The organism is Acinetobacter sp. YH12076 (assembly GCF_013419525.1).
In the GTDB taxonomy this organism is placed as follows: domain Bacteria; phylum Pseudomonadota; class Gammaproteobacteria; order Pseudomonadales; family Moraxellaceae; genus Acinetobacter; species Acinetobacter amyesii.
On the sequence record NZ_VOZY01000006.1, the window covers coordinates 155,690 to 177,084 of the forward strand.

22 protein-coding genes are annotated in these 21,395 nt (G+C 40.2%); 8 read left to right on the plus strand and 14 right to left on the minus strand.

Going from position 1 to position 21,395, the window contains the following annotated elements:
- Positions 1 to 32 precede the first annotated feature (32 nt).
- Positions 33 to 242, minus strand: a complete 210-nt coding sequence (locus tag FTU22_RS07735; protein WP_078191373.1) for a PA3496 family putative envelope integrity protein — start codon at positions 240 to 242, stop codon at positions 33 to 35.
- A gap of 399 nt (positions 243 to 641) precedes the next feature.
- On the opposite strand from FTU22_RS07735, the gene rpoD reads away from it, so the two are divergent.
- The 6 genes from rpoD to FTU22_RS07765 all read left to right on the plus strand — a co-directional run bounded on the left by rpoD (position 642) and on the right by FTU22_RS07765 (position 7,208).
- A complete protein-coding gene (gene rpoD / locus FTU22_RS07740) occupies positions 642 to 2,531 on the plus strand; it encodes an RNA polymerase sigma factor RpoD (RefSeq protein ID WP_180093763.1) in 1,890 nt (629 codons plus the stop codon).
- Positions 2,532 to 2,658: 127 nt separating this feature from the next.
- On the plus strand, positions 2,659 to 2,946 hold the full coding sequence (locus FTU22_RS07745) for a YbeD family protein (RefSeq protein ID WP_180093866.1): 288 nt from the start codon (positions 2,659 to 2,661) through the stop codon (positions 2,944 to 2,946).
- Positions 2,947 to 3,088: 142 nt separating this feature from the next.
- Complete coding sequence (gene lipB / locus FTU22_RS07750; RefSeq protein WP_180023222.1) at positions 3,089 to 3,748, plus strand: lipoyl(octanoyl) transferase LipB; 660 nt, start codon at positions 3,089 to 3,091, stop codon at positions 3,746 to 3,748.
- Between the two features lie 75 nt (positions 3,749 to 3,823).
- Positions 3,824 to 4,357 (plus strand): hypothetical protein, encoded by a 534-nt coding sequence (locus FTU22_RS07755; protein ID WP_180093765.1) that lies wholly within the window; start codon positions 3,824 to 3,826, stop codon positions 4,355 to 4,357.
- A gap of 3 nt (positions 4,358 to 4,360) precedes the next feature.
- Positions 4,361 to 5,545: an iron-containing alcohol dehydrogenase gene (locus FTU22_RS07760; protein ID WP_180093767.1), complete on the plus strand. Its 1,185-nt coding sequence runs from the start codon at positions 4,361 to 4,363 to the stop codon at positions 5,543 to 5,545.
- A gap of 265 nt (positions 5,546 to 5,810) precedes the next feature.
- Positions 5,811 to 7,208: an APC family permease gene (locus tag FTU22_RS07765; RefSeq protein ID WP_111885298.1), complete on the plus strand. Its 1,398-nt coding sequence runs from the start codon at positions 5,811 to 5,813 to the stop codon at positions 7,206 to 7,208.
- Positions 7,209 to 7,272: 64 nt separating this feature from the next.
- On the opposite strand, the gene FTU22_RS07770 is transcribed toward FTU22_RS07765, so the two are convergent.
- The 3 genes from FTU22_RS07770 to FTU22_RS07780 all read right to left on the minus strand — a co-directional run bounded on the left by FTU22_RS07770 (position 7,273) and on the right by FTU22_RS07780 (position 9,964).
- Positions 7,273 to 7,911, minus strand: a complete 639-nt coding sequence (locus FTU22_RS07770; RefSeq protein WP_078192196.1) for a hypothetical protein — start codon at positions 7,909 to 7,911, stop codon at positions 7,273 to 7,275.
- Entirely contained in the window at positions 7,889 to 8,701 is an 813-nt protein-coding gene (locus FTU22_RS07775) for a DUF6502 family protein (RefSeq protein WP_180093769.1), read from the minus strand. Before FTU22_RS07775 ends, FTU22_RS07770 begins: the two co-directional genes overlap by 23 nt.
- Before the next feature lie 66 nt (positions 8,702 to 8,767).
- A complete protein-coding gene (locus tag FTU22_RS07780) occupies positions 8,768 to 9,964 on the minus strand; it encodes a cupin-like domain-containing protein (RefSeq protein ID WP_180093771.1) in 1,197 nt (398 codons plus the stop codon).
- Positions 9,965 to 10,116: 152 nt separating this feature from the next.
- On the opposite strand from FTU22_RS07780, the gene FTU22_RS07785 reads away from it, so the two are divergent.
- Together FTU22_RS07785 and FTU22_RS07790 are read left to right on the plus strand one after the other, a co-directional pair.
- Entirely contained in the window at positions 10,117 to 10,512 is a 396-nt protein-coding gene (locus tag FTU22_RS07785; protein ID WP_078192198.1) for a hypothetical protein, read from the plus strand.
- Positions 10,513 to 10,582: 70 nt separating this feature from the next.
- Positions 10,583 to 12,154: a PT dipeptide repeat lipoprotein gene (locus tag FTU22_RS07790; RefSeq protein ID WP_180093773.1), complete on the plus strand. Its 1,572-nt coding sequence runs from the start codon at positions 10,583 to 10,585 to the stop codon at positions 12,152 to 12,154.
- A 92-nt stretch (positions 12,155 to 12,246) separates the two neighbouring features.
- On the opposite strand, the gene FTU22_RS07795 is transcribed toward FTU22_RS07790, so the two are convergent.
- From FTU22_RS07795 to rplU, 10 genes are all read right to left on the minus strand, one after another.
- Entirely contained in the window at positions 12,247 to 12,747 is a 501-nt protein-coding gene (locus FTU22_RS07795; RefSeq protein ID WP_078192201.1) for a hypothetical protein, read from the minus strand.
- Positions 12,748 to 12,915: 168 nt separating this feature from the next.
- Entirely contained in the window at positions 12,916 to 13,395 is a 480-nt protein-coding gene (locus tag FTU22_RS07800; protein ID WP_111885295.1) for a tRNA (cytidine(34)-2'-O)-methyltransferase, read from the minus strand.
- A gap of 38 nt (positions 13,396 to 13,433) precedes the next feature.
- Positions 13,434 to 14,138 carry a hypothetical protein gene (locus tag FTU22_RS07805; protein ID WP_111885294.1) on the minus strand — a complete coding sequence of 235 codons (705 nt, stop codon included), beginning with the start codon at positions 14,136 to 14,138 and terminating at the stop codon, positions 13,434 to 13,436.
- Positions 14,139 to 14,141: 3 nt separating this feature from the next.
- Complete coding sequence (gene cysG / locus FTU22_RS07810; RefSeq protein ID WP_180093775.1) at positions 14,142 to 15,536, minus strand: siroheme synthase CysG; 1,395 nt, start codon at positions 15,534 to 15,536, stop codon at positions 14,142 to 14,144.
- A gap of 73 nt (positions 15,537 to 15,609) precedes the next feature.
- Positions 15,610 to 16,881 carry a serine--tRNA ligase gene (gene serS / locus FTU22_RS07815; protein ID WP_078192204.1) on the minus strand — a complete coding sequence of 424 codons (1,272 nt, stop codon included), beginning with the start codon at positions 16,879 to 16,881 and terminating at the stop codon, positions 15,610 to 15,612.
- Between the two features lie 117 nt (positions 16,882 to 16,998).
- Entirely contained in the window at positions 16,999 to 17,790 is a 792-nt protein-coding gene (locus FTU22_RS07820) for an RsiV family protein (protein ID WP_180093777.1), read from the minus strand.
- 160 nt (positions 17,791 to 17,950) lie between these two features.
- Positions 17,951 to 18,646, minus strand: coding sequence for an outer membrane lipoprotein chaperone LolA (gene lolA, locus FTU22_RS07825; protein WP_180093779.1), 696 nt, complete (start codon positions 18,644 to 18,646; stop codon positions 17,951 to 17,953).
- Between the two features lie 232 nt (positions 18,647 to 18,878).
- Complete coding sequence (locus tag FTU22_RS07830; RefSeq protein WP_257225846.1) at positions 18,879 to 20,324, minus strand: YadA-like family protein; 1,446 nt, start codon at positions 20,322 to 20,324, stop codon at positions 18,879 to 18,881.
- Between the two features lie 181 nt (positions 20,325 to 20,505).
- Positions 20,506 to 20,760, minus strand: a complete 255-nt coding sequence (gene rpmA / locus FTU22_RS07840) for a 50S ribosomal protein L27 (protein ID WP_067764378.1) — start codon at positions 20,758 to 20,760, stop codon at positions 20,506 to 20,508.
- Between the two features lie 19 nt (positions 20,761 to 20,779).
- Positions 20,780 to 21,091 (minus strand): 50S ribosomal protein L21, encoded by a 312-nt coding sequence (gene rplU, locus FTU22_RS07845; RefSeq protein WP_078191390.1) that lies wholly within the window; start codon positions 21,089 to 21,091, stop codon positions 20,780 to 20,782.
- Between the last annotated feature and the right edge of the window lie 304 nt (positions 21,092 to 21,395).

A 21,395-nucleotide genomic window follows, 5' to 3' on the forward strand; every position in this document is an offset into this window, starting at 1 on the left:
TAGCATTTTCAAGCGCTATGCTAAATCGCTATTTAGTCTTCTTCGTCATCAAAATCATCGTCATCGTCGATGTCGTAATCAAAATCTTTAAGCTCACGTTCAAGACGGCGCTGAGCCAGAAGGTCATCAATAAGTCGGCGCTTTTCTAACGATTCTTTCGCGCTAGTTTTTGCACTGGCCTCATCGAAATTCACATCATCATCACCGTAGTTATCATCTAGTTCAAAATCTGTAGAAGACACCAAAACTACCTCATAATGAAAAAAATTGAAGGGGTCTAGCCGCTATTTATATGGGATATAAAATATTGTCAAGTTTTATTTGTTTTTTTAACAACTAAACTTTAAAAATAGGTCTTTTTTTCTTACCAAAACCTGTGGCATGATATAATCCACCCTGCGTCCTTCATTTTTATGACAGTCAAAGATGACTCGTAAAATAATCGATGCATGGGATGAACTTGAAAACAACAATTTCAGCCCCACCTAAATTACTGAATTTAAATTTTTAATATCTCATTGGACAGCTTGATGCTGTACCGTCCTAATGGGATAAGCCAGCTATTAACAAGATTTAATGAGACGATCGTGCTAAAATGCACGGTTTTTTACTGCCACAGATTCAACGAAGAGTAAGCAAAGATGAGCGATATGACTTCCCCTACTTCTCAAGTAGCGGCTCTGATTAGCCGAGGCAAAGAGCAAGGTTACCTAACTTTCGCCGAGGTTAACGATCATCTCCCGGACTCAATCACTGAAAGTGAACAGATTGAAGACATCATTCAGATGTTGAATGACGTGGGTATTCCGGTACATGATCGTGCACCAGAAACTGATGATACAATGTTTGAAGGTGGCAGCGAAGCGACTGACGAAGTTGCTGAAGAAGAAGCCGCTGCTGTACTTGCATCTGTTGAAAATGAACCCGGTCGTACCACTGACCCTGTGCGTATGTATATGCGCGAAATGGGTACAGTTGAGCTTTTGACACGTGAAGGCGAAATTAGCATTGCAAAACGCATCGAAGAAGGTATTCGTGACGTTTTACATTCTATTGCTTATTGGCCAAATGCAGTCGAAGTTGTATTGCAAGAATATAAAGATTATGAAGCGGGTGAACGCCGTTTAGCTGATATTCTTTCTGGTTATTTAGATCCAGAATCTGACGAAGCCATCCCAGAAGTGATCGATGAAGAAGATTCTGAGATCGATGAAGATGAAGCGTCAACCAACAAGCCAACTAAAGATGTCAAACTTGATGATGACGATGAAGAAGAAGAGTCTGAAGGTGATGATGATTCTGAAGGCGAATCTGGTCCAGATCCTGAAATTGCTAAAGCACGTTTCACCGAGCTTGAACAAGCATGGTTAGTCACTAAAGCTGCAATTGAAAAACATGGTCGTAACAGTAAAGAAGCTGCTGCTGCACTTGAAGCACTTGCAACTGTGTTCATGATGTTCAAATTCACACCACGTTTATTCGACATCATCTCTGATTTGATTCGTAATACCCATGACCAAATCCGTACTTCTGAACGTGAAGTTATGCGCTATGCAGTACGTCGTGGTCGTATGGACCGTACTCAATTCCGTACGTCTTTCCCAGGCCAAGAGTCTAACTTTGCTTGGTTAGATGAACAAATTGCTAAAGCACCTGCAGAAATGAAAGGCTATCTTGAAAAAGTCCGCCCTGACGTTCTGGCATTCCAACAAAAAATCGCTGACATCGAGAAAGAACTTGGTTTAGATGTTAAAGGCATCAAAGACATTTCTAAACGTATGTCGATTGGTGAAGCGAAAGCTCGCCGTGCGAAAAAGGAAATGGTTGAAGCTAACTTACGTTTGGTAATTTCGATTGCGAAAAAGTACACCAACCGTGGTTTGCAATTCCTCGACTTGATCCAAGAAGGTAACATCGGCTTGATGAAAGCGGTGGATAAATTCGAATATCGTCGTGGTTATAAGTTCTCTACATATGCAACTTGGTGGATTCGTCAGGCGATTACGCGTTCGATTGCTGACCAAGCACGTACTATTCGTATTCCAGTACACATGATCGAAACCATTAACAAGATCAACCGTGTATCTCGCCAACTTCTTCAAGAAATGGGTCGTGAACCGACACCAGAAGAATTAGGTGAACGTCTAGAAATGGACGAAGTGAAAGTTCGTAAAGTGCTTAAAATCGCGAAAGAACCAATTTCAATGGAAACACCAATTGGTGATGATGAAGATTCGCATCTTGGTGACTTCATTGAAGACGGTAATATCACCTCTCCTATTGACGCTGCAACGTCAGAAGGCTTAAAAGAAGCAACACGTGAAGTTCTTGAAAACTTGACTGAACGTGAAGCGAAAGTCTTGAAAATGCGTTTTGGTATCGATATGCCAACCGACCATACCTTGGAAGAAGTGGGCAAACAGTTTGACGTAACACGTGAACGTATTCGTCAGATTGAAGCGAAAGCATTACGTAAACTTCGCCATCCATCACGTTCAGAGCATTTGCGTTCATTCCTTGAGAATGATTAACCTATAACTAGGACAATGCAGGCTTGAATATGGGGTTTTCCGCCCCATATTATGAGCATGTAGCAAATGATTCCAAATACCTGCTCATTGCAGGTATTTTTAAGTAATGAGGTGTCCCATGACTGATATGACTAATCGCGCTCCTTCACGTGAATTGCAAGAGCATCTTTGGGTCTTCCCTATGGACTACCCTATTAAATTGATTGGTAATGCAGGTGAAGAACTTCGCCTTGCAGTGAATGAAATTTTTGTTAAACATTTTCCTGATTTTGATGGCAGTAAAATGACTGTGACTCCATCTCGTACAGGTAAATACCATTCAGTAACAGCAAATCTTCGTTTTGAAGAGCTTGAACAAGTTCACGCAGTTTATGCAGACCTTGCAGCTTGTCCATTAATTAAGACAGCACTGTAAGTACTGAAAAACACGCTTTCGAGCGTGTTTTTTTATGTGAAAATAGAGCATTAAATTACAACTCAAACCGTTCAACGCCCCCATTATTCTGCCAATTCATTATAATAAAACTCTATGTTTGACCATAAAGGACGCAACACGCGTGACTGAAACTGTTCAAAAACCCGAATTAATCATTCGTCAATATAACCACCTTACCCCTTATGCAGACCGCTTTTTAGAGATGAAAACTCTCACTGAACAGCGAGATGAATACTCACCCGATGAGCTGTGGATATTGCAACATCCCGATGTATTAACTCAGGGGCAAGCTGGCAAACCTGAACATATTTTGGTGCAAAGTAACATCCCTGTGGTACAAACAGACCGTGGTGGACAAGTCACTTGGCATGGACCGGGTCAGTTGGTCGCTTATTTCATGTTTGACTTAAATCGCTTAGGTTGGAACGTGCGTACGCTGGTTTCCTATGCAGAAAACTTGATGATCGAACTGCTGAAAAAGTACGGCATCGACGCTTATGCCAAGCCTGATGCACCGGGTGTTTATGTTGCAGAACGCAAAATTGGTTCTCTCGGTTTTAAAATTCGTAAAGGCCGCAGTTATCACGGTTTGGCACTGAATATCGATTGTGATCTATTTGGTTTTCATACCATTAATCCATGTGGCTATGCTGGATTAGAAATGGTTCGTATACAAGATTTGGTGCAAGATTACCCTAAATTTGAAAACTTATGCGTCGATATCATTGATACTTTGAAAAACAGTGGTTACTTTAAAGACGTAACAGTCAAACAACTATAAAAGACTTTGCTTTCTCAAATAAAATAATTTAGAGTAAAAGCTCTAAATTAATAATTATAGATAAGGGATGTACACGTGATTGCAACTAAATCCGTTAAACCCGCGCTCCAGCAGGCCTATGTCAAACTCATGATGGATGTGATTGGCAGAGGTCTGGTCATGGCGAGCCAGGTCGATGAAGAAATTAAACAAGAAGTTGCTAAATTTCCAGTTAATTTTATTTTATCTATGAATGTTTTTCCTAATGGTGCTGCATTTGTCGCGCAAGTCACGGAAGACCATCAACTCAAACTCCTCACACCCGGCACTCAAAAGCCTGACTTAACCATTACGTTTAAGCATTTGAATCATGCCTTTTTGGTCTTCTCATTTCAAGAAAGTACCGCACAAGCCTTTGCCAATGACCGCATGATCGCCGATGGTGATTTGTCTTATGCCATCCGACTGGTGCGTTGTCTCAACAAAATGGAAGCGTTAATTTTACCTAAATTGGTGGCTGAATTGGCTGTCAAAGAATATCCAACACATTTAAGCCTAAAAGAAAAACTGAGCGGTGCTGCAAATATTTATTTAAAAGTAGCCCAGTCTTATTTCAAACGGAGCGCATAACACATGGCTAAACCATATTACGAATTTTTCTGTCCTGTAAAAGTGATTGCTGGCCATGCTGCTTTAGAACACATTCCATTCGAACTGTCTACTTTGGGTGCTAAACGCCCCATGATCATTACTGACAAAGGCGTTCGCAGTAATCAATTACTTGCACCGATTGAAGCGGCATTTGAAAGTACCGAGACGGTGATTGGCTATATTTTTGATGATGTTCCTCCAGACTCAAGTTTAGAAACCGTACGTAAAGCGGCTCAACTTTACCGCGACAACCAATGTGATGCCATTATTGCCGTCGGTGGCGGTTCAGTTATTGATACCTCTAAAGCAACCAACATCTTGGTATCTGAAGGTGGTGATGACTTACTGAAATACTCAGGTGCGCACAACTTACCAAAACCTTTAAAACCTTTTTTTGTGATTCCAACAACCTCAGGGACAGGTTCAGAAGTGACTATGGTCGCTGTAGTTTCTGCCCCTGAAAAGAATGTCAAAATGGCCTTTGCATCGAATTATTTGATGCCACATGCGGCAATTCTTGACCCACGTATGACGCAAACTTTGCCACCTCATCTTACGGCTATGACAGCGATGGATGCGATGACGCATGCTATTGAAGCCTATACGTGCATGGCGGCGAACCCGATTTCAGATGCCTATGCAACTGCCGCAATCAAGAAAATTAGCAATAGCTTATTTGGTGTATTAGATAATACCAGCGATGCACATGGGCGCTTAGAACTTGCACAAGCTTCTACAATGGCAGGAATTGCATTTTCGAATTCGATGGTTGGATTAGTCCACTCATTGGGTCATGCTTTAGGTGCTGTTGCTCACCTCCCCCATGGATTATGCATGAATTTATTCTTGCCGTATGTGTTGGAATACAACAAAGAAGTGAATGGCGATAAGATTGCTGAATTGCTATTACCACTGGCTGGTCCTGATATTTATGCACAAACACCGGCCAACCTCCGCGCTGAAAAAGCCATTTCAACGCTTTTAGCCATGCGTGACCGCTTGTTTAGTTTGACCAAATTACCACGTACTTTGAGTGAAACAGGTAAAGTGACTGAAGCTCAATTAGATGAAGTGGCAGAGAAAGCACTGAATGATGGATCTATTATTTATAATCCTAAAGAAGCCAGCTTAGAAGACCTCAAAACTATTCTAAAAAAAGCTTGGTAATTGCTGAAAAATAAGCGAATATAGCGAAAAATTAAGCCTGATGTTTTTTTAAACATCGGGCTTTTCACTTGCAGAACGCAATATCAGTTATTTTTTAATCAAACTGGCATAATTTCTGCTAAAAATAATTTCAAAGTTACTGACAAAATGTACCAATTTGGAGTAGATTGGCGCACTTTTGTTTTAAAACGTAGGGGGGATCGTTCGTCTCAAACGATCCTTAGAATATGACTGATCCTTGATCAACGATAAGAGGATAACGCCGTTGACAAATATCTCTGGGACTCAATCGGCAGCTAAACTGCAAAAAACGCTTGGACTCTGGCACATTATTATTATTGGTTTGGCTTACATCCAACCAATGACTCTATTTGATACTTTTGGTTTAGTATCTGAAGAAAGTCATAGACACGTGCCGACTTCTTACATTATTGCCCTTATTGCAATTCTGTTTACCTCGATTAGTTATGGTCATATGATCCGTCGCTACCCTTCTTCGGGTTCTGCGTATACCTATGCCCAAAAATCTATTCACCCGAACGTAGGTTTCATGGTGGGTTGGTCTTCTTGGTTAGACTACCTATTATCTCCAATGGTGAATATTATTCTTGCAGTGATTTACCTTGAAGCACTATTTCCAACAGTAAACCATTGGGTATGGGTCATTGTGCTAACGGCATTCATGACTGGAATTAACTTACGCGGCGCGCGTTTTGTTGCTAACTTCAACAGCCTGATTGTACTTGTGCAGTTATTAGTAATTGGTATTTTCACGTGGATGGTCTACAGCAAGCTTCAAATGGGCTTCAATGCTGATGGCCCGATTTCTGCGGCAGAACGCTATCAATTATGGAGCCTTGAGCCATTTTGGAATGAGCTGACGTCTGTGGGTGCGCTAATTACAGGTGCAACATTACTGTGCTTCTCGTTCACTGGTTTTGACTCATTAAGTTCATTGGCAGAAGAAACCAAAGATACTGAGAAAACACTGCCGAAAGCGATTTTCTTAACTGCTTTAATCGCAGGGATTATCTTCATTATTAGTACCTACTTCATGCAGCTGTTCTTCCCTGCTGAGCCGGGTAACTATTTCAAGAATATTGCTGAAACACAGCCAGAGATACTCTTGCTCGTCGGCGGCTCACTGTTCCAATCCTATGTGTTAACTTTTGCGATTGTGACAGTAATGGCATCAGGTATTTCTGCACATGCTGGCGTATCACGTCTGATGTATGTAATGGGTCGTGATGGCGTCATTAACAAAAAGATTTTTGGTCATATTAGTCCGAAAAACTTCACACCATCGTACAACATCATGATCGTAGGTGCGGTTGCATTAACTGCGGGCTTTATGAATCTTGATATTGTCATTTCGATGATTAGTTTTGGTGCATTGACAGCCTTTACTTTCGTGAACTTATCTGTGATTTCACGTTATGCACTTCGTGATGGCCGCACAAAAACAGCCAAAGATATTTTTAGCTTCGTGGTTATTCCAATGCTTGGCTTTATCAGTATCTTTGCGATGTGGTTAGAAATTGAAGAAACTGCATTGAAATATGGTTTGTGGTGGGCAATGTTCGGTATTTTATACCTTGGTTATAAAACTAAAGGTTTTAAACACCCTGCACCGCAACATAACGAATTTGATGATAAATTCTAATCAAGTTTATCTCTAAACAAAAAAGGCGCTTAAAGCGCCTTTTTTGTTATTCTAAATATACCAATTAAGGTTGTATGGCTTTTCTAGATTGCTGAAATTGAATTGAAATTTCTTCACACTTGTCTGGTGTATTGCCTTTTAATTCAACCGATGCTCCATCACCGTGTGACCATATACCATCTTCAACAGTCTCTAAATTTACAGCTGCTTCAAATATATGCTGTTGTTGTGGATAGAGTTTGATATCTATAGGTGTATCACATACTTGTTTTGGAAAATATGGTCTAACCTGCTCGAATAATTGCATGGTTAATGGCATATCACATTGCAAATGAATGGTGACTGGTACGCTATTGGTATTTTTTAAGATCAATTGAACATTTTGCGAATTAAGATCCGCTTGGGCAGCAGGTATTTCTACATACGTTTTTGTGTCAATCGACTGACGATCAAATGGATTGAGGAAGGCTAATTTACGTTCCACGCCATAACAAGAATCCTGCACGGAAGCTGAAAACTCTAAATATCGTGTCCCCAAGATAATTGTTCCGCGGCCATCCCCTGCATGACCGATATCAATGATTGGATCACCTGTACCTTCAATTGTAACCCCACCACTTCGAAAAAACTCTATGTCACAACCCGCTAAAACGCTGATCAAGCCACAAAGGGTTAAAGTCTTAAAGTTTAATTTTCGTATCATGTTGATAAACTCCAAAGCGAAATACACGATTTGCTTCAGGATTTCCCTCATCCATTTCGCAACACTCCGCGGCAAGTTTTAAAAGTTGTAGTGAGTATTTCTGCCAAAGCTCTAAGCTCATTTCATGTAATTTATTAATCGATTCTTCTGTTAATTCGTCAGCACAAATGGCTTGTTCTAAATAAGGTATTTCATCAGGATTCAATAAATTATGCAAACCCGCTTCTAAATGCGCTTGAACATTTCGCGTTAAAATTTTACGTGCTTCTAACTGCGAAGGATCAGGAATAAAACGACGTTGTTGTAAATACACCTGCCCATCCTTTTCAGTGGCAATTTCCAAACGAACAAGTTCATTGAGTACCGAACGTGGATGGCGCTCGGTGGAGATTCGTTTCACTAACATTTCAAAACTATTTTCCGACTCACTGCTGAAGGGCAATGAATCCCCCCAGCCTTCTGCAAGCCACAAACCCATCACACGTGATGGCACACTAATCGGCTCCGAAACAGTCGCTTCGGTCAAATCCTTACCTTCAGAAATCACTTCTTTATAAGCAGTCACGTCTTTACGGTGTAAGCCAGAAAGTAAACTAATCGCGGAAATCGTCGGTTTTTGATCGATACGCTCCAACTCTTGTACAGCTTGTTGAAAAAATATAGGCTTCAATGCAGCAGTAAACTCAGTATATCCAACACCTGATCGTATCAACCATTGGCTCAACTCATTCATCAGCACCAATACTTGCTGTAAATTTTGATCTGCCTCATTGGTGAGAAGTTTGCTCATTGAATTGCCATGAAAATTAGACTGCATAAGTGAAATTTTCGCATTATTCTTTCTACTACACAATTTTTATCTGATGAGATCTTGAGGGTATTCAGTAAAAAAATCATTCTTTACATTAAAGTGCGTAAACGACACGCTGATCGATATATCCAAACTTTCAACGCTATGCCACCAGCCAATTGGGATAAATAAGGTTTCTCCTGGATTCAATGTACACTCAATAGGTCTGACCTTTTTCAACGATGGATATTGAGAAAAATTAGCCTTTTTTAAATCTGTAACTTCACTAAATACCCACTGATCGTTATACATATACGGCATTTGCCATGCAGGAATCAAAGTCACTTTTTTACGTCCATAGATTTGTGCCAACATATTATTGGTTAAGTCATAATGCAGTGGTGTAAATGTGCCTGCAGGGCCAAACCATAAAAAATGTCGATTTTTGATCTCTTTTTGACAATAAGCTTTGGCGAAGTCACCTAGATCTTCACTAATATTTTGCATAAATTGCTTATTTTGAGCGGCGTTATTCGCAGTTAAATAAATGTCATTGCTGTGCTTAGTGGCTTTAATTTGTGCGACAAAATCTTGCATCAAAATAATACGTTTCAATTGTACCGATTTTTTTTCAAAATCTTGATGCTGCTCACGATGCATCTGGACTTCAACCAACTCATTTTCAAAATGCTGTGCAAAATAATCAGGACTCCATTTATGCAGTGCAGGCCAATGTTGTATCCCACCTTTTAAAATGACTGGTCGCATCTGGCTATAATACCGCTCTATAAATGTTTCAAAATCAGGTGTTTCTATGCAATCGATTGTGGATGGAATGTGGTCGTTCAATTGATTCAATTGACCCATCACCTGTAATAGCCAACGCTGTTTATTCTGCTGTTGCTGTACTTGCTTCAGTTTTTTAAAAATTACGTTATTGTTTACACGCTTTAAAAACTGAATGATCAAATGATTTGAAATATTTTTTTGCTTAATTTTTTCTAAAATTTCATCTGTCTCTAAGCCCTCAAGACTGTAGTCCAAAAGTTCATTTTGCAGCTGTTCTGAAAGTTGGTCTGCATCAGAAAATAAGTATTGATCCGCCCTTGGGCTTAATCCATGTGATTGTAAAATTAGACTTATTTTCTGTACATCGCAACCATTTTCAATATTTTCATTCAACCAATTTTGCCATTCCGTCGGTAAGGACTGATACCAATTTTTACTTTGCTTTAGATGTTCACTCTGGCTTTCTACATTCATTTTCACCACTCCACCCTCTTTACAAGTGAAGTATAAATGATCTATTTTAAAAATGCTAAATTTTCGCATTTTATAATTATTTAAACACCGCGAATGTTATGAATCCGTCAAATATCACGCGGAATGACATAACAAAGTAAAGGAGAAATTTCATGAAAATTCGTCATTTAGTCATCGTTAGCAGTCTGTCTTTAGCTTCAATACCAGTATATGCAGGTTTTGCCGATACCATGCGTGATTTAAGAAATACGCTGAATCAATTTAATGAAACATCCAAAGAAGTATCGAATACCGCAAAAGAATGGACAGGCAGTCGGGCCACGACTAACTCAAATTATGCTGCAAATGGTTTCAGCATGGGACAGCAACTCAGACCTAAAATTAATAATCTACCGCTTTATCAAACTGCCGATAAGTCGAGCCAAGTCATTAATAAACTGTCAAAAAATGCAGACATTATTTTTGCGGGAAACATGACTAAAACAGGTTTGATAGAAGTCACTACAGAACATGGCAATGGCTGGATTGAGTCACACCTTGTGCAATAAATCTAGATTTTAAAAGTTTATACAACTGCATCAGCCGTACATAACAACTTCACTCTATTGAGCACTAGTCATGAATAATAATCACAAAATCAGCATTATCGCTGCTGTATTTACGACATTGGTGGGCTGTGGTGGATCAAGCTCCAATGATGGTGGCGCGACACCTACACCTACACCTACACCTACACCTACACCAACACCAACGCCAACGCCAACGCCAACGCCAACGCCAACGCCAACGCCAACAACTGTAGCGGATAAATTCACAGGAGAATGGATTCAAGGGAATTCTGCCCTCGGTAACAATAATTGCGATTTACCACAAATTTCAATTCATAAAACCAGTGAAAACTCAGTCAGTGCAGTGAACGAAGAACTAAAATATGCGGTACACAATAGTTCAAGTAAAACTTGCAGCGGTGAATTTGTTTCCAAACGCTATCAATTACTTCATGACATGGTTATAAGTGAAATACAGCCGGCTGCAACACTAAATAACTTTGAATATCATTCGATTAAGTTTCAACCAGTCAGAGGTGGCGCGACGAGCAACCGTGTCTTAACTTTTTTAAATAATAATTCTTTCTGTGTAATTAACGCGACGATTTCAAATCCAAGCTATATCATCATGCAACGCGGACTAATTACTGACCCACTCAAGGACAGCCGCTGCTATACAAAAAATTCCAATGAATTCTTCACCAATTTAAAACCGAAAACCAAAATCACAGCTGCGGACTTTAAGTCTGAGAATTTTATTAATACCACCGACACAGTAAACTTCTTAACTCAGCTCAATACAATGGGACAAAGTGGTTATAAGTTAATTGGCTATGATTCTAAAACTTTGGACAATGGTAATGTTAATAGCTACATGAAACTTGCCAATGAAAATACGCGTTTCAATCATATTGTTGCAGACCGTACAGCACCCTCTATCGCTGACATATATTTTACATGGCGTAATCAGTTAAATGAAAAAGGCAAATCAGGCTATCAATACCTGCATAGCGTCAGACCAACCAATGCCCTGAATTTCAAAGATTATTTTATTAAGAAGGAAAATGATACCGCGACATATACTTACGACAGCGGCTATGTTTCCCCGCTCGTAGACCCAGTGCAACTGGAAACTATGCTCAATACACTGGGTGCCCAAGGCTGCCGTATTATTCAATTCAAAAGCTATTACACAGGTTTTCGTCCTGAAATTCTGAACGGCAAACAAAATAGTCCTAAAGTTGCAACCTGTATAAATAGCAGCGCACACCATGGCACTTACAGCTATCGCTATAAAACTTACCCAACCGGCAGCAATAGTGTAGAGCGCAGCATAAAATTACAGGAGATGATCGATGAGCAAGCTAAAGACGGTTACCGCTTAGTCAGCCGTGCTTTAGATATGAGTTCAACCACCAAAAACGGCATGCTGTTTATGAAAGACAGCGAAAACACTAATGTCGGTGAGTTTAAAGTCTTTAGTGAAACTGTCTTTGCAACGTCGACATTTAACGACGTCTTACTGAAACGTCTTCAGCAGCAAGGTCAATTGGGTTGGTTATACACCAGTGGTCAACTGCTGTTTGCAAATAATCCAAAACATCTACAAACAGAACTGAGTGACTTTAATTTAATTGATTAATTCATGAGGTATCTCGAGCTTTTCCATGTCCTTTATTTTTTACATCAAGGACATGGATCATTCACATAAATCAAAGCAGTGATAAAAATCACTTATTTTAAGCGGCAATTAAAACCCATCTTGGTATCAACGATATTATTTTCATAACCTAAGCTTTGAATAAATTGATTGCGGTCTGATATTTGTTTTTGATCCGCTTGACTCAATCTTGCTTTATTTTTTTGTGCCAACGCATAGGTTTCATTCACTAAACCCTGATAGATCCCGCAAACTTCCTGACGCTTGGACTTTTTCAATTGACGACCACCATACCATGAACGTTCAAAATCGTCGGCTTTTAGTGTTTTTCCCCATTCCTCAATACGCTGATTTTGTCTTTGCTGCATTTCCAGCATGCCCTGCTGGATTTCAGCCTTAGTAAAAGGCTTGATCACCTCAACCTTCGGTACAACTGGAACATTTTCTGTAGTTGCAGTGACGGTCACTGGTGTCTGTTCTGTTGTGTTCGATACGGTTGGATTAGCCCAACTCATTGATGAAATGAATCCGGTCGCAATCACGACACCAAAAGCTTTTAAATTTATAGATTTCAAGTTTTAAGTACCCGTTTTATTTCTTCACAGTGTTCTTATACACATTTTTATATTGATGCTGAAGTTTTTAAGCCCTTATTTTACAAAACTTCATTGCTGTAAACGGTTCACTGTGTTCACTCCCAATAAAAAACCGCTCGATAGAGCGGCTTTTTGAACAGATCACACTTAGACCAATTCTTTAAAGTCTTGCTGACGCCAAGCTTCATATAAAATCACAGCAGTAGCATTAGACAAGTTTAAACTACGCGAATTTGGTGCCATCGGCAGGCGAATCCAATGTTCTTTTGGGAACATCATACGGACATCTTCCGGCAAACCACGTGTTTCTGGCCCCATTAACAATGCTACAGGACGATTTAAATTAGAGGTATGCGGTGTTTCAAAACCTTTGGTGGTTAATGGATAAATGGCATCCATCTCAATACCTTGCGCTTTTAAGCCCGCAAGGCATTCTTCAAAGTTTTCCCATACTTTCATGTGTGCCCATTCATGATAATCCAAACCGGCGCGGCGGAGTTTTTTATCATCCAGCTCAAAACCTAATGGTTTGACCAAATGCAACTGCGCTCCAGTATTGGCACATAAACGAATGATATTCCCTGTATTTGCAGGAATTTCTGGCTCGTATAAAACAACATGTATCACGTATATTCTCTATATTAAATTATTTGATAAATACATATTTACCAAGATTTGACCAACTTCACTTTTGCAATCCCCCATGGGACTGCTTCAAGTCCTGACGATTCATCATTTAGAAAATCTTCAATTTCAGACTGCCTTGAAGAATCATCAAATAAATTATTGTAGTTAAGGTCTAAATTGAATTTCTCACAAAGCCTATCTGCAAGATGGTGACAATGAAAACTGTGAAAATCTCCACAAGGTTCTATGCCAATATAGTCATAGCCTAAAAGTAATTCATTAGTATCTTCAGGTTCAACAATTACCTTCTTCAAACATGAATAAAGGCCGACCTCTCCTATATTAGGAAAAGCAGGTTTATAAATTTCAAGAATATCCTGTCTATATTCTTCATCAATATACATTGATAATAAGTGAACGTTTTGACAATGCTCAAAGAATTTATGCTTATATTCTAAAGCAGTTTCAATATCGTAAAAGAGGCTGATCCAACCAACCTGATCTTGCAAACTATGTTGATCAGCCCACTTCCGCAAGTTACTCAATTGCAAATTAGACAAATTAAACTTGCTTTGTACATCTTCTATTTTAAAATGAGCATTTTTAACGCATGAATAAGACCAATCGCTAATCAAATGATCATTAATGCAAGAACTGCAAGTACGAATAAATTGATTAGCCCTGTTCAATAATGCATGTTGTTTAAGCCGCAACAAATAATAGCCAGCAAAATAATAGGCCATCCATCAATCCAGCCATTGAAGTTGTTCACGCAGACTCACCACATCACCAATAATCGTCAATGTAGGCGCCTGAATTTGGTATTCACTGACTTTAGATGCAATATCTGCCAATGTACCGACCACGACTTTTTGCTCTGGGGTTGTGCCTTTCGATACCAATGCAACTGGCATATCCGGACGCTGCCCATGCGCGATGAGTTTCTCACAAATTTTTTCTAGACCGACCAAGCCCATATACAGCACGAGCGTTTGATTTTGATAAACCAACTCATTCCAAGGTAGCTCCGGTGAACCTTCTTTGAGATGTCCTGTCAAGAAGCGTACACTTTGCGCATAATCACGATGCGTTAAAGGAATCCCTGCATAAGCCGAACATCCAGAGGCAGCAGTAATTCCCGGAACGACTTGGAAGGCAACGCCTGCCGCAAAGAGTTCCTGAATTTCTTCACCGCCGCGGCCAAAGATGAACGGATCTCCACCTTTTAAGCGGCAAACGCGTTTGCCTTCACTTGCGTATTTTACCAGTAAGGCATTGATGCCTTCTTGCGGAACAGCATGATTGGATCTTGCTTTACCTACATAGATTTTTTCAGCGTCACGGCGGCAGAGATCCATAATCGGCTGAGAAACCAAACGGTCATAGATCACCACATCCGCTTGCTGCATTAAACGCAGGGCTTTTAAGGTCAGCAGTTCAGGATCACCCGGCCCTGCACCCACCAAATACACCTCACCTTTCGGCTGTTTCCATTCCAATAAGGCCTGTTCAATCAAACGATTGGCTTCAGTCAAATTGTCATTAAATACCTGCTCTTTGAGCGGGCTTGCATACAAGTCTTCCCAAAAAATACGGCGTTCATCTGGATTGACGATTTTGGCTTTAACGGCTGCGCGCCATTGGCCTGAGAACTCAGCCAGTTTGCCCATGCCATGCGGAATCGAGCTTTCTAACTGGGTGCGGATTTGGCGTGAAAGCACTGGCGATGTGCCATTAGATGCAACAGAGATGACCAGCGGAGAACGGTCAATGATCGCAGGAACCATAAAACGGCAATGCGGCGGATCATCAACACTATTGACCAAGACATTTTCAGCTTCGCAGGCTTCAAATACCGCCTGATTGACTGCTTTGTCATTGGTTGCTGCAATCACTAAACGAAACTGACGCAGCGCAATGGCATTTTCTCGATAAACCGATTCGTGATAAATCGAGTTGAGATATTGACCTTGGGTTTTATTAACCAAGGTCAATAAATCATCTTCAATTTCGGGTGAGCAAACTGTCAGCTGAGCGCCCGCTTTTGCAAGCAGCACAGCCTTTCTATATGCAATTCGACCACCACCAACAATCAGACAAGGTTGCTGCTGCAACTTCAAAGAGATTGGAAAGATATCCACACACGACCTCAATAGTTTAAATCTGATTGTCTTAAGCAATTTTTGTGCACAAATGTATGCACTTTATCGACTATTAATCGATAAATTCAGCACCGCCCATATATGGACGAAGTACTGCTGGAATTTCAATTGAACCGTCTGCACGTTGATAGTTTTCCATCACGGCAAGTAAAGTACGACCAACTGCCAAACCTGAACCATTTAGCGTGTGTACAAACTCAGTTTTCTTTTGGTCAGTACGGTAACGTGCTTTCATGCGACGTGCTTGGAAGTCACCCATGCATGAGCAAGATGAAATTTCACGGTAGGTATTTTGACTTGGCACCCAAACTTCTAAATCATAAGTTTTGATTGCACCAAAGCCCATGTCTCCGCCACACAGAACGACTTTACGGTATGGTAAGCCTAATGCTTGAAGAATACCTTCGGCATGACCCGTTAATTCTTCCAAAGCATCCATCGAAGTTTCAGGTTTTACAATCTGAACCATTTCTACTTTGTCAAATTGGTGTTGACGGATCAAACCACGTGTATCACGGCCATACGAACCCGCTTCACTACGGAAACATGGCGTATGCGCTGCATATTTTAAAGGTAGACGTTCTGGATCAATGATTTCATCACGCACGAAGTTGGTTACAGGCACTTCTGCAGTCGGGATCAGGTAGTATTCTTTTTCGCCTTGAAGTTTGAATAAATCCTCTTCAAATTTAGGCAATTGGCCTGTACCACGTAAAGAATCTGCATTAACTAAATAAGGTACATACGCTTCTGTATAGCCATTTTCCAAGGTATGTGTATTTAACATAAATTGAGTAATTGCACGTTGTAAACGCGCCAATGGGCCTTTGAGTACGCTAAAACGAGTACCTGTCAATTTGGTTGCGGTTTCAAATTCTAAACCGCCCATCATTTCACCCAAGTCAGTATGGTCTTTGATCTCAAAATCAAACTGACGTGGTGTACCCCATTTTAAAACTTCAACATTGTCATTTTCGTCTTTACCTTCTGGCACAGACTCATGAGGTAAATTTGGAATCGATAAAGATTTGGCTTCAAGTTCAGCCTGAAGCTCAGAAAGTGCAACTTCTGCGGCTTTAATTTCATCACCAATAGCAGACATACGTGCCATGATTTCAGATGCATCACCGCCAGCTTTTTTAATTTGACCAACTTGTTTTGCACCAGCATTACGTTCAGCTTGTAACGACTCAGTTTTAGACTGAATTTCCTTACGGCGAGCTTCAAGGTCTGCCCACTCTGCTACGTTAAGTTGAACACCACGTTTTGCTAAGGCTAAGTTTACAGCCTCAATATTATTTCTGAGTAATTTCGGGTCGATCATAGCCAATCTTAAGTAAAGAAAAAAACTGGCTATAGTGTAAGCTCTTAACACTCAAAAATACAGTGACCGAGCTTACAGCTGCCCCTTATTAGACCAATAATCTTGCTTCAAATTGTCTTATTTGGTGTCGTAATTTGGCAAACTTGGTAAATATTCAGGTTTAAATAGTCCTTTAGCCGTAAAATATGGAAGTTTTAGCTCAGGCATGCCCTCTGCATAACTCGCCAATTCATACAGTGGATAAGCAAATACAATCCCGTTCGCACCATAATAAAAATTATCGCTTAACTGAAGTTTTGAACGTTCAATATCATGACTATCTAACCACATATAGTTGGCATCAAAAAGTGCGCTAATCACTTTCGCATCTGCACCTTTGACCAAGACATCTTGTAAAGCCAAACGTTTTTTGGCTTTTAAATCAAAATTGACATATTCAACATGAGACATACCATGAGCCGCATGCGCTGCGTAGGTATAGCTTTCGATTGCAAAAGTTGCGATATGTCCCCACTGACTAATATATCGAACAGAAGTGGTACTTTGACTTAGGCCTGCATCCGTCTTGTCCGATAAATCGATTTTTTGATTCGGCTCAGTTGAAAATGCAATCGGGTCTGCTTTTTTAATCCGATCAGTAAAATATTGATTAATCCAATCAACATTGGTTTCAACTGTTTGAATCCTATATTGGGTACAACCTTCCGCATCGCAAGCTTGAGCTTTTGGTAATTGCATCGCAACTGATTTAGATTGAATAAGTGGAATCGCATCAGCGACGACCGCTGGCTTCTGTTCCGTTGTTTCACCTTCAACAGGTTCATTTCGAGGATGGCAGGCCGTTAATGACCCGATTAAAACCACAGCTGAAACAGCCCAAGCTATATTATTCATATGATTTTTTTTCATCCCAAAATTCCCTATAGCAACAGTCAAAACCACAAGTCACTTCATTTAAGCAAACTGTGAATATCAGCATACTACTAAATTTCTCTTATATTCAGCTTGCTGGCTTTACATTTCTCCATAAAAAAAGCAGACCGATGTCTGCTTTTTTCGATTATGAGAATTATTGATCAATAATGTCCGTACCTTTTGGAGGTACAAAATTAAAGGTTGATGCTGGAATAGACGCATTCACCTTCACATTATTGAAACGTACATGGGTTGTTTGACCTAATGAGTCTTGGAGAATCATTAAAGTCGGCGCATTTCTCGCACCAAAACTAATAGTTAAGCTTTGAAACACACCATCATCACTTTTTGGATATAAAGTGTAGTAAGTTTTGGTCTTATTCGGCTGTGTAATACGATAAGACTTCATGATTTGAGCCGTATTACCTGACAATAATAATGCAGGTGTATTCGCAATTTGGTCATCTAAGCTTTGGCGTACCGCTTGTTGTAGGTCTGGATCATATATCCAAACTGTTTTACCTGTGGTCGCAATGGTTTGCTTAGATGGGCTGGTTGTTTCCCAATAGAATTTACCCGGGCGCTGAACTTTCATGACCCCAGTAAAAGTTTGGTTCATATGCTGCGCACTTAAACCTTTCTTTTGAGTAGCTTTCGGGTTGGTCACTTTTGTAGTTTGCTGAAAGTTAGCAGTAAAACTTTTAATACCCGATAATTGTTTCACCAAATTGGCAGTTGCCTGCTGCTCCGACGCTGCAACTGGTGCCGCGAATACTGTCGTACTCATAACCGGTGCCAGTGTCGCTGCACCTAATGCCATAGCACAGATGGTTTTACGAAGCATTTTCATAGATTCACCTTTTATATTTGCATCAACGCAATTTGTTAGATGGCTCCATCTTAAACCACTTTCATTGACTAAATTTAGAGAAAATAAGAAGTTTTGTATGGTTATTAATGCAAATTGCTGTTTTTTATTCATCATGATGGAGAAATATAAAATAAAAAGGCACTTAATTTGACTCAAATGCCTTTCAAATAATTAAACCATGATTTAGCAATTTTAATAATCCAATATTGAGTTATTTCCATTGCCAACCGATCGATGCACCAGCGCCAAAGTCACCTTCAGAGTTCCCTGTTGCAGCCAATTTATACACATATTTATTGCTTTCAGTCACTCCACTGAAACCAACTGCATAGCCTTGTGAACCTTCCCAAGTCCCCATACCTACGCTAAACATGTTGTATCCAGCATCTGTGGGTTGAGGTAAGGAGGCGATTGCAATACTTGAAGCAACAGCACCGTAAACATTATCTTTAAATTTATTGAAATTATGGTTCAATTCATTCACACGTTGATTGGTATAACTATTGGCTTGGTTGAGTACATTTGCCCCATGCTGATCTGTATATGCTTTTGAACTATTTAACACTTCTAGATCTGCTTGACGCATTTGTTTCACGTTTACCGCATCGGTGTCTGCCGTACCAGCTGCCACATGGATAATTTGCCGCTCTGCACCAGCCGAGCCAACGGAAACCGTATTATTGCGGTCAGAGCTTGAACCATTGCCAAGTACAACAGCATTATTTGCAGAGGTGTTGATATTGTTACCAACCACATAGGTATTATTACCAGTAACTGTATTATTGGTACCTAATGCACCAGATCCATCACCACTGACTGTATTGTTTACACCGAGGGCAATAGACTGATTACCATCAGCTTTATTACCTGCACCAACTGCAATCGCATCTTGTCCATTCGCAGTTGGTTTAGGTGCTGTATTGGCAACGTTTGATTGAATTTTAATGTACGGATCTGTTTCTTTTAAGCTCAACAACCATTCAACTTCAGTACCGACAAATCCATTTTTTATCGCAAGTTCATACGCACTGAAACCATTTTCACCTGTTAGCCCTTGTGCGCCAACTACACCATGTAGACTTTCTAGCCATTGGTCCTCATTGCCTTCATAACCATGGCTCACCGCAACTTGATAAGCACTTGCACCATCTAAACCATTGACGCCATTCAGACCGTTTAAACCATCCTTACCATCGATGCCGTCTCGGCCATTGAGTCCATCTTTACCAGTAGCACCTGTAGCGCCAGTTGCTCCTGTATCGCCTTTGTCACCCTTAGCTCCGGTTGCACCTGTAGCGCCTGTTGCTCCAGTATCACCTTTGTCACCTTTAGCTCCGGTTGCACCTGTTGCTCCGGTATCACCTTTATCACCAGCAGGACCTTGAGGACCCATTGGCCCTACTGGACCAGGAATACCACTATTGCAACGATTACAAGTATGCTCAGGATATGACGAGCCACTCCCACCGGCCCATGCAATTGAACCTAGAGAAAGTAAAATAATCACAGCAAGTAATTTTGGTACAGCTTTAATAGCGATTGAAGTTATTTCACCAAGTCCTAGTGTCTTTTCAAATGCAATTTGTTGGCTTTTATCAGGACAATTCCTTTTCTGATAGTCAGCACCGATAAAAACTGTATTCAATATTTTATTCATGTCCCTATCCTTTTTTTGTATTTGTACTCCTCTATTACGCTCTTTATGTTTTGTGATTTAAATCACTATTTATGGTTAATTTATTGATTTGTACATCATTTGTAACAATCTAAAAAATACCTCAAATTTTATTCAGACAAAAAAAAACCCGCAAAAAATGCGGGTCTTTTTCTATTCAAGCTTACGCTTCAACAGATACGTAGCGACGACCGAATTGGCCTTTCACTTCGAATTTTACAACGCCGTCAGCAGTTGCAAATAAAGTATGGTCACGGCCCATACCTACATTTACACCAGCGTGGAATTCAGTACCACGTTGACGAACGATGATGTTACCAGCAGTCACAGATTGACCGCCGTAGATTTTAACACCCAACATTTTTGGGTTCGAGTCACGACCGTTTTTAGTCGAACCACCGGCTTTTTTAGTTGCCATGTCTACTTACTCCTCGTAATTAGCCTGAAATAGCTGTAATTTTCAACTCAGTGAACCATTGACGGTGACCTTGTTGTTTACGATAGTGTTTACGACGACGCATTTTGATGATGCGGATTTTGTCGTGACGACCATGGCTAACTACTTCAGCAGTTACTTTAGCGCCAGCTACTACTGGTGCACCAATTTGAATGCTGTCACCGTTAACAAGCATCAACACGTCATCAAAAGTAACAGTTGAGCCAGTTTCAGCTTTCAATAATTCTACTTTAAGGGTTTCACCCTCAACTACACGGTGTTGTTTACCACCGCTTTGGATTACTGCGTACATTTAAGTACTCCAAACATGCCCGTGTTGTCGTGCCGGTAAAGGGATATACCGATCTTAAAACGATCGTCACTGGGGTTTCGCAAAGGCAAAGATTTTAAGGGATAACCCAAAAAACAACAAGTCATTTCCGTAAAATATTAGATGAGTATGCGTTTATTATATAAACAGTGTCATTAAAACCATTAAAATGAGTGCTCTATTTCACTTATCATGCGTTTGGCAAGGTTTGACATAGATTTTTAGCAACAATTCGCTAATATACACTGGACTGACATCAACAACATGCTGTTCAAACAACATGCTA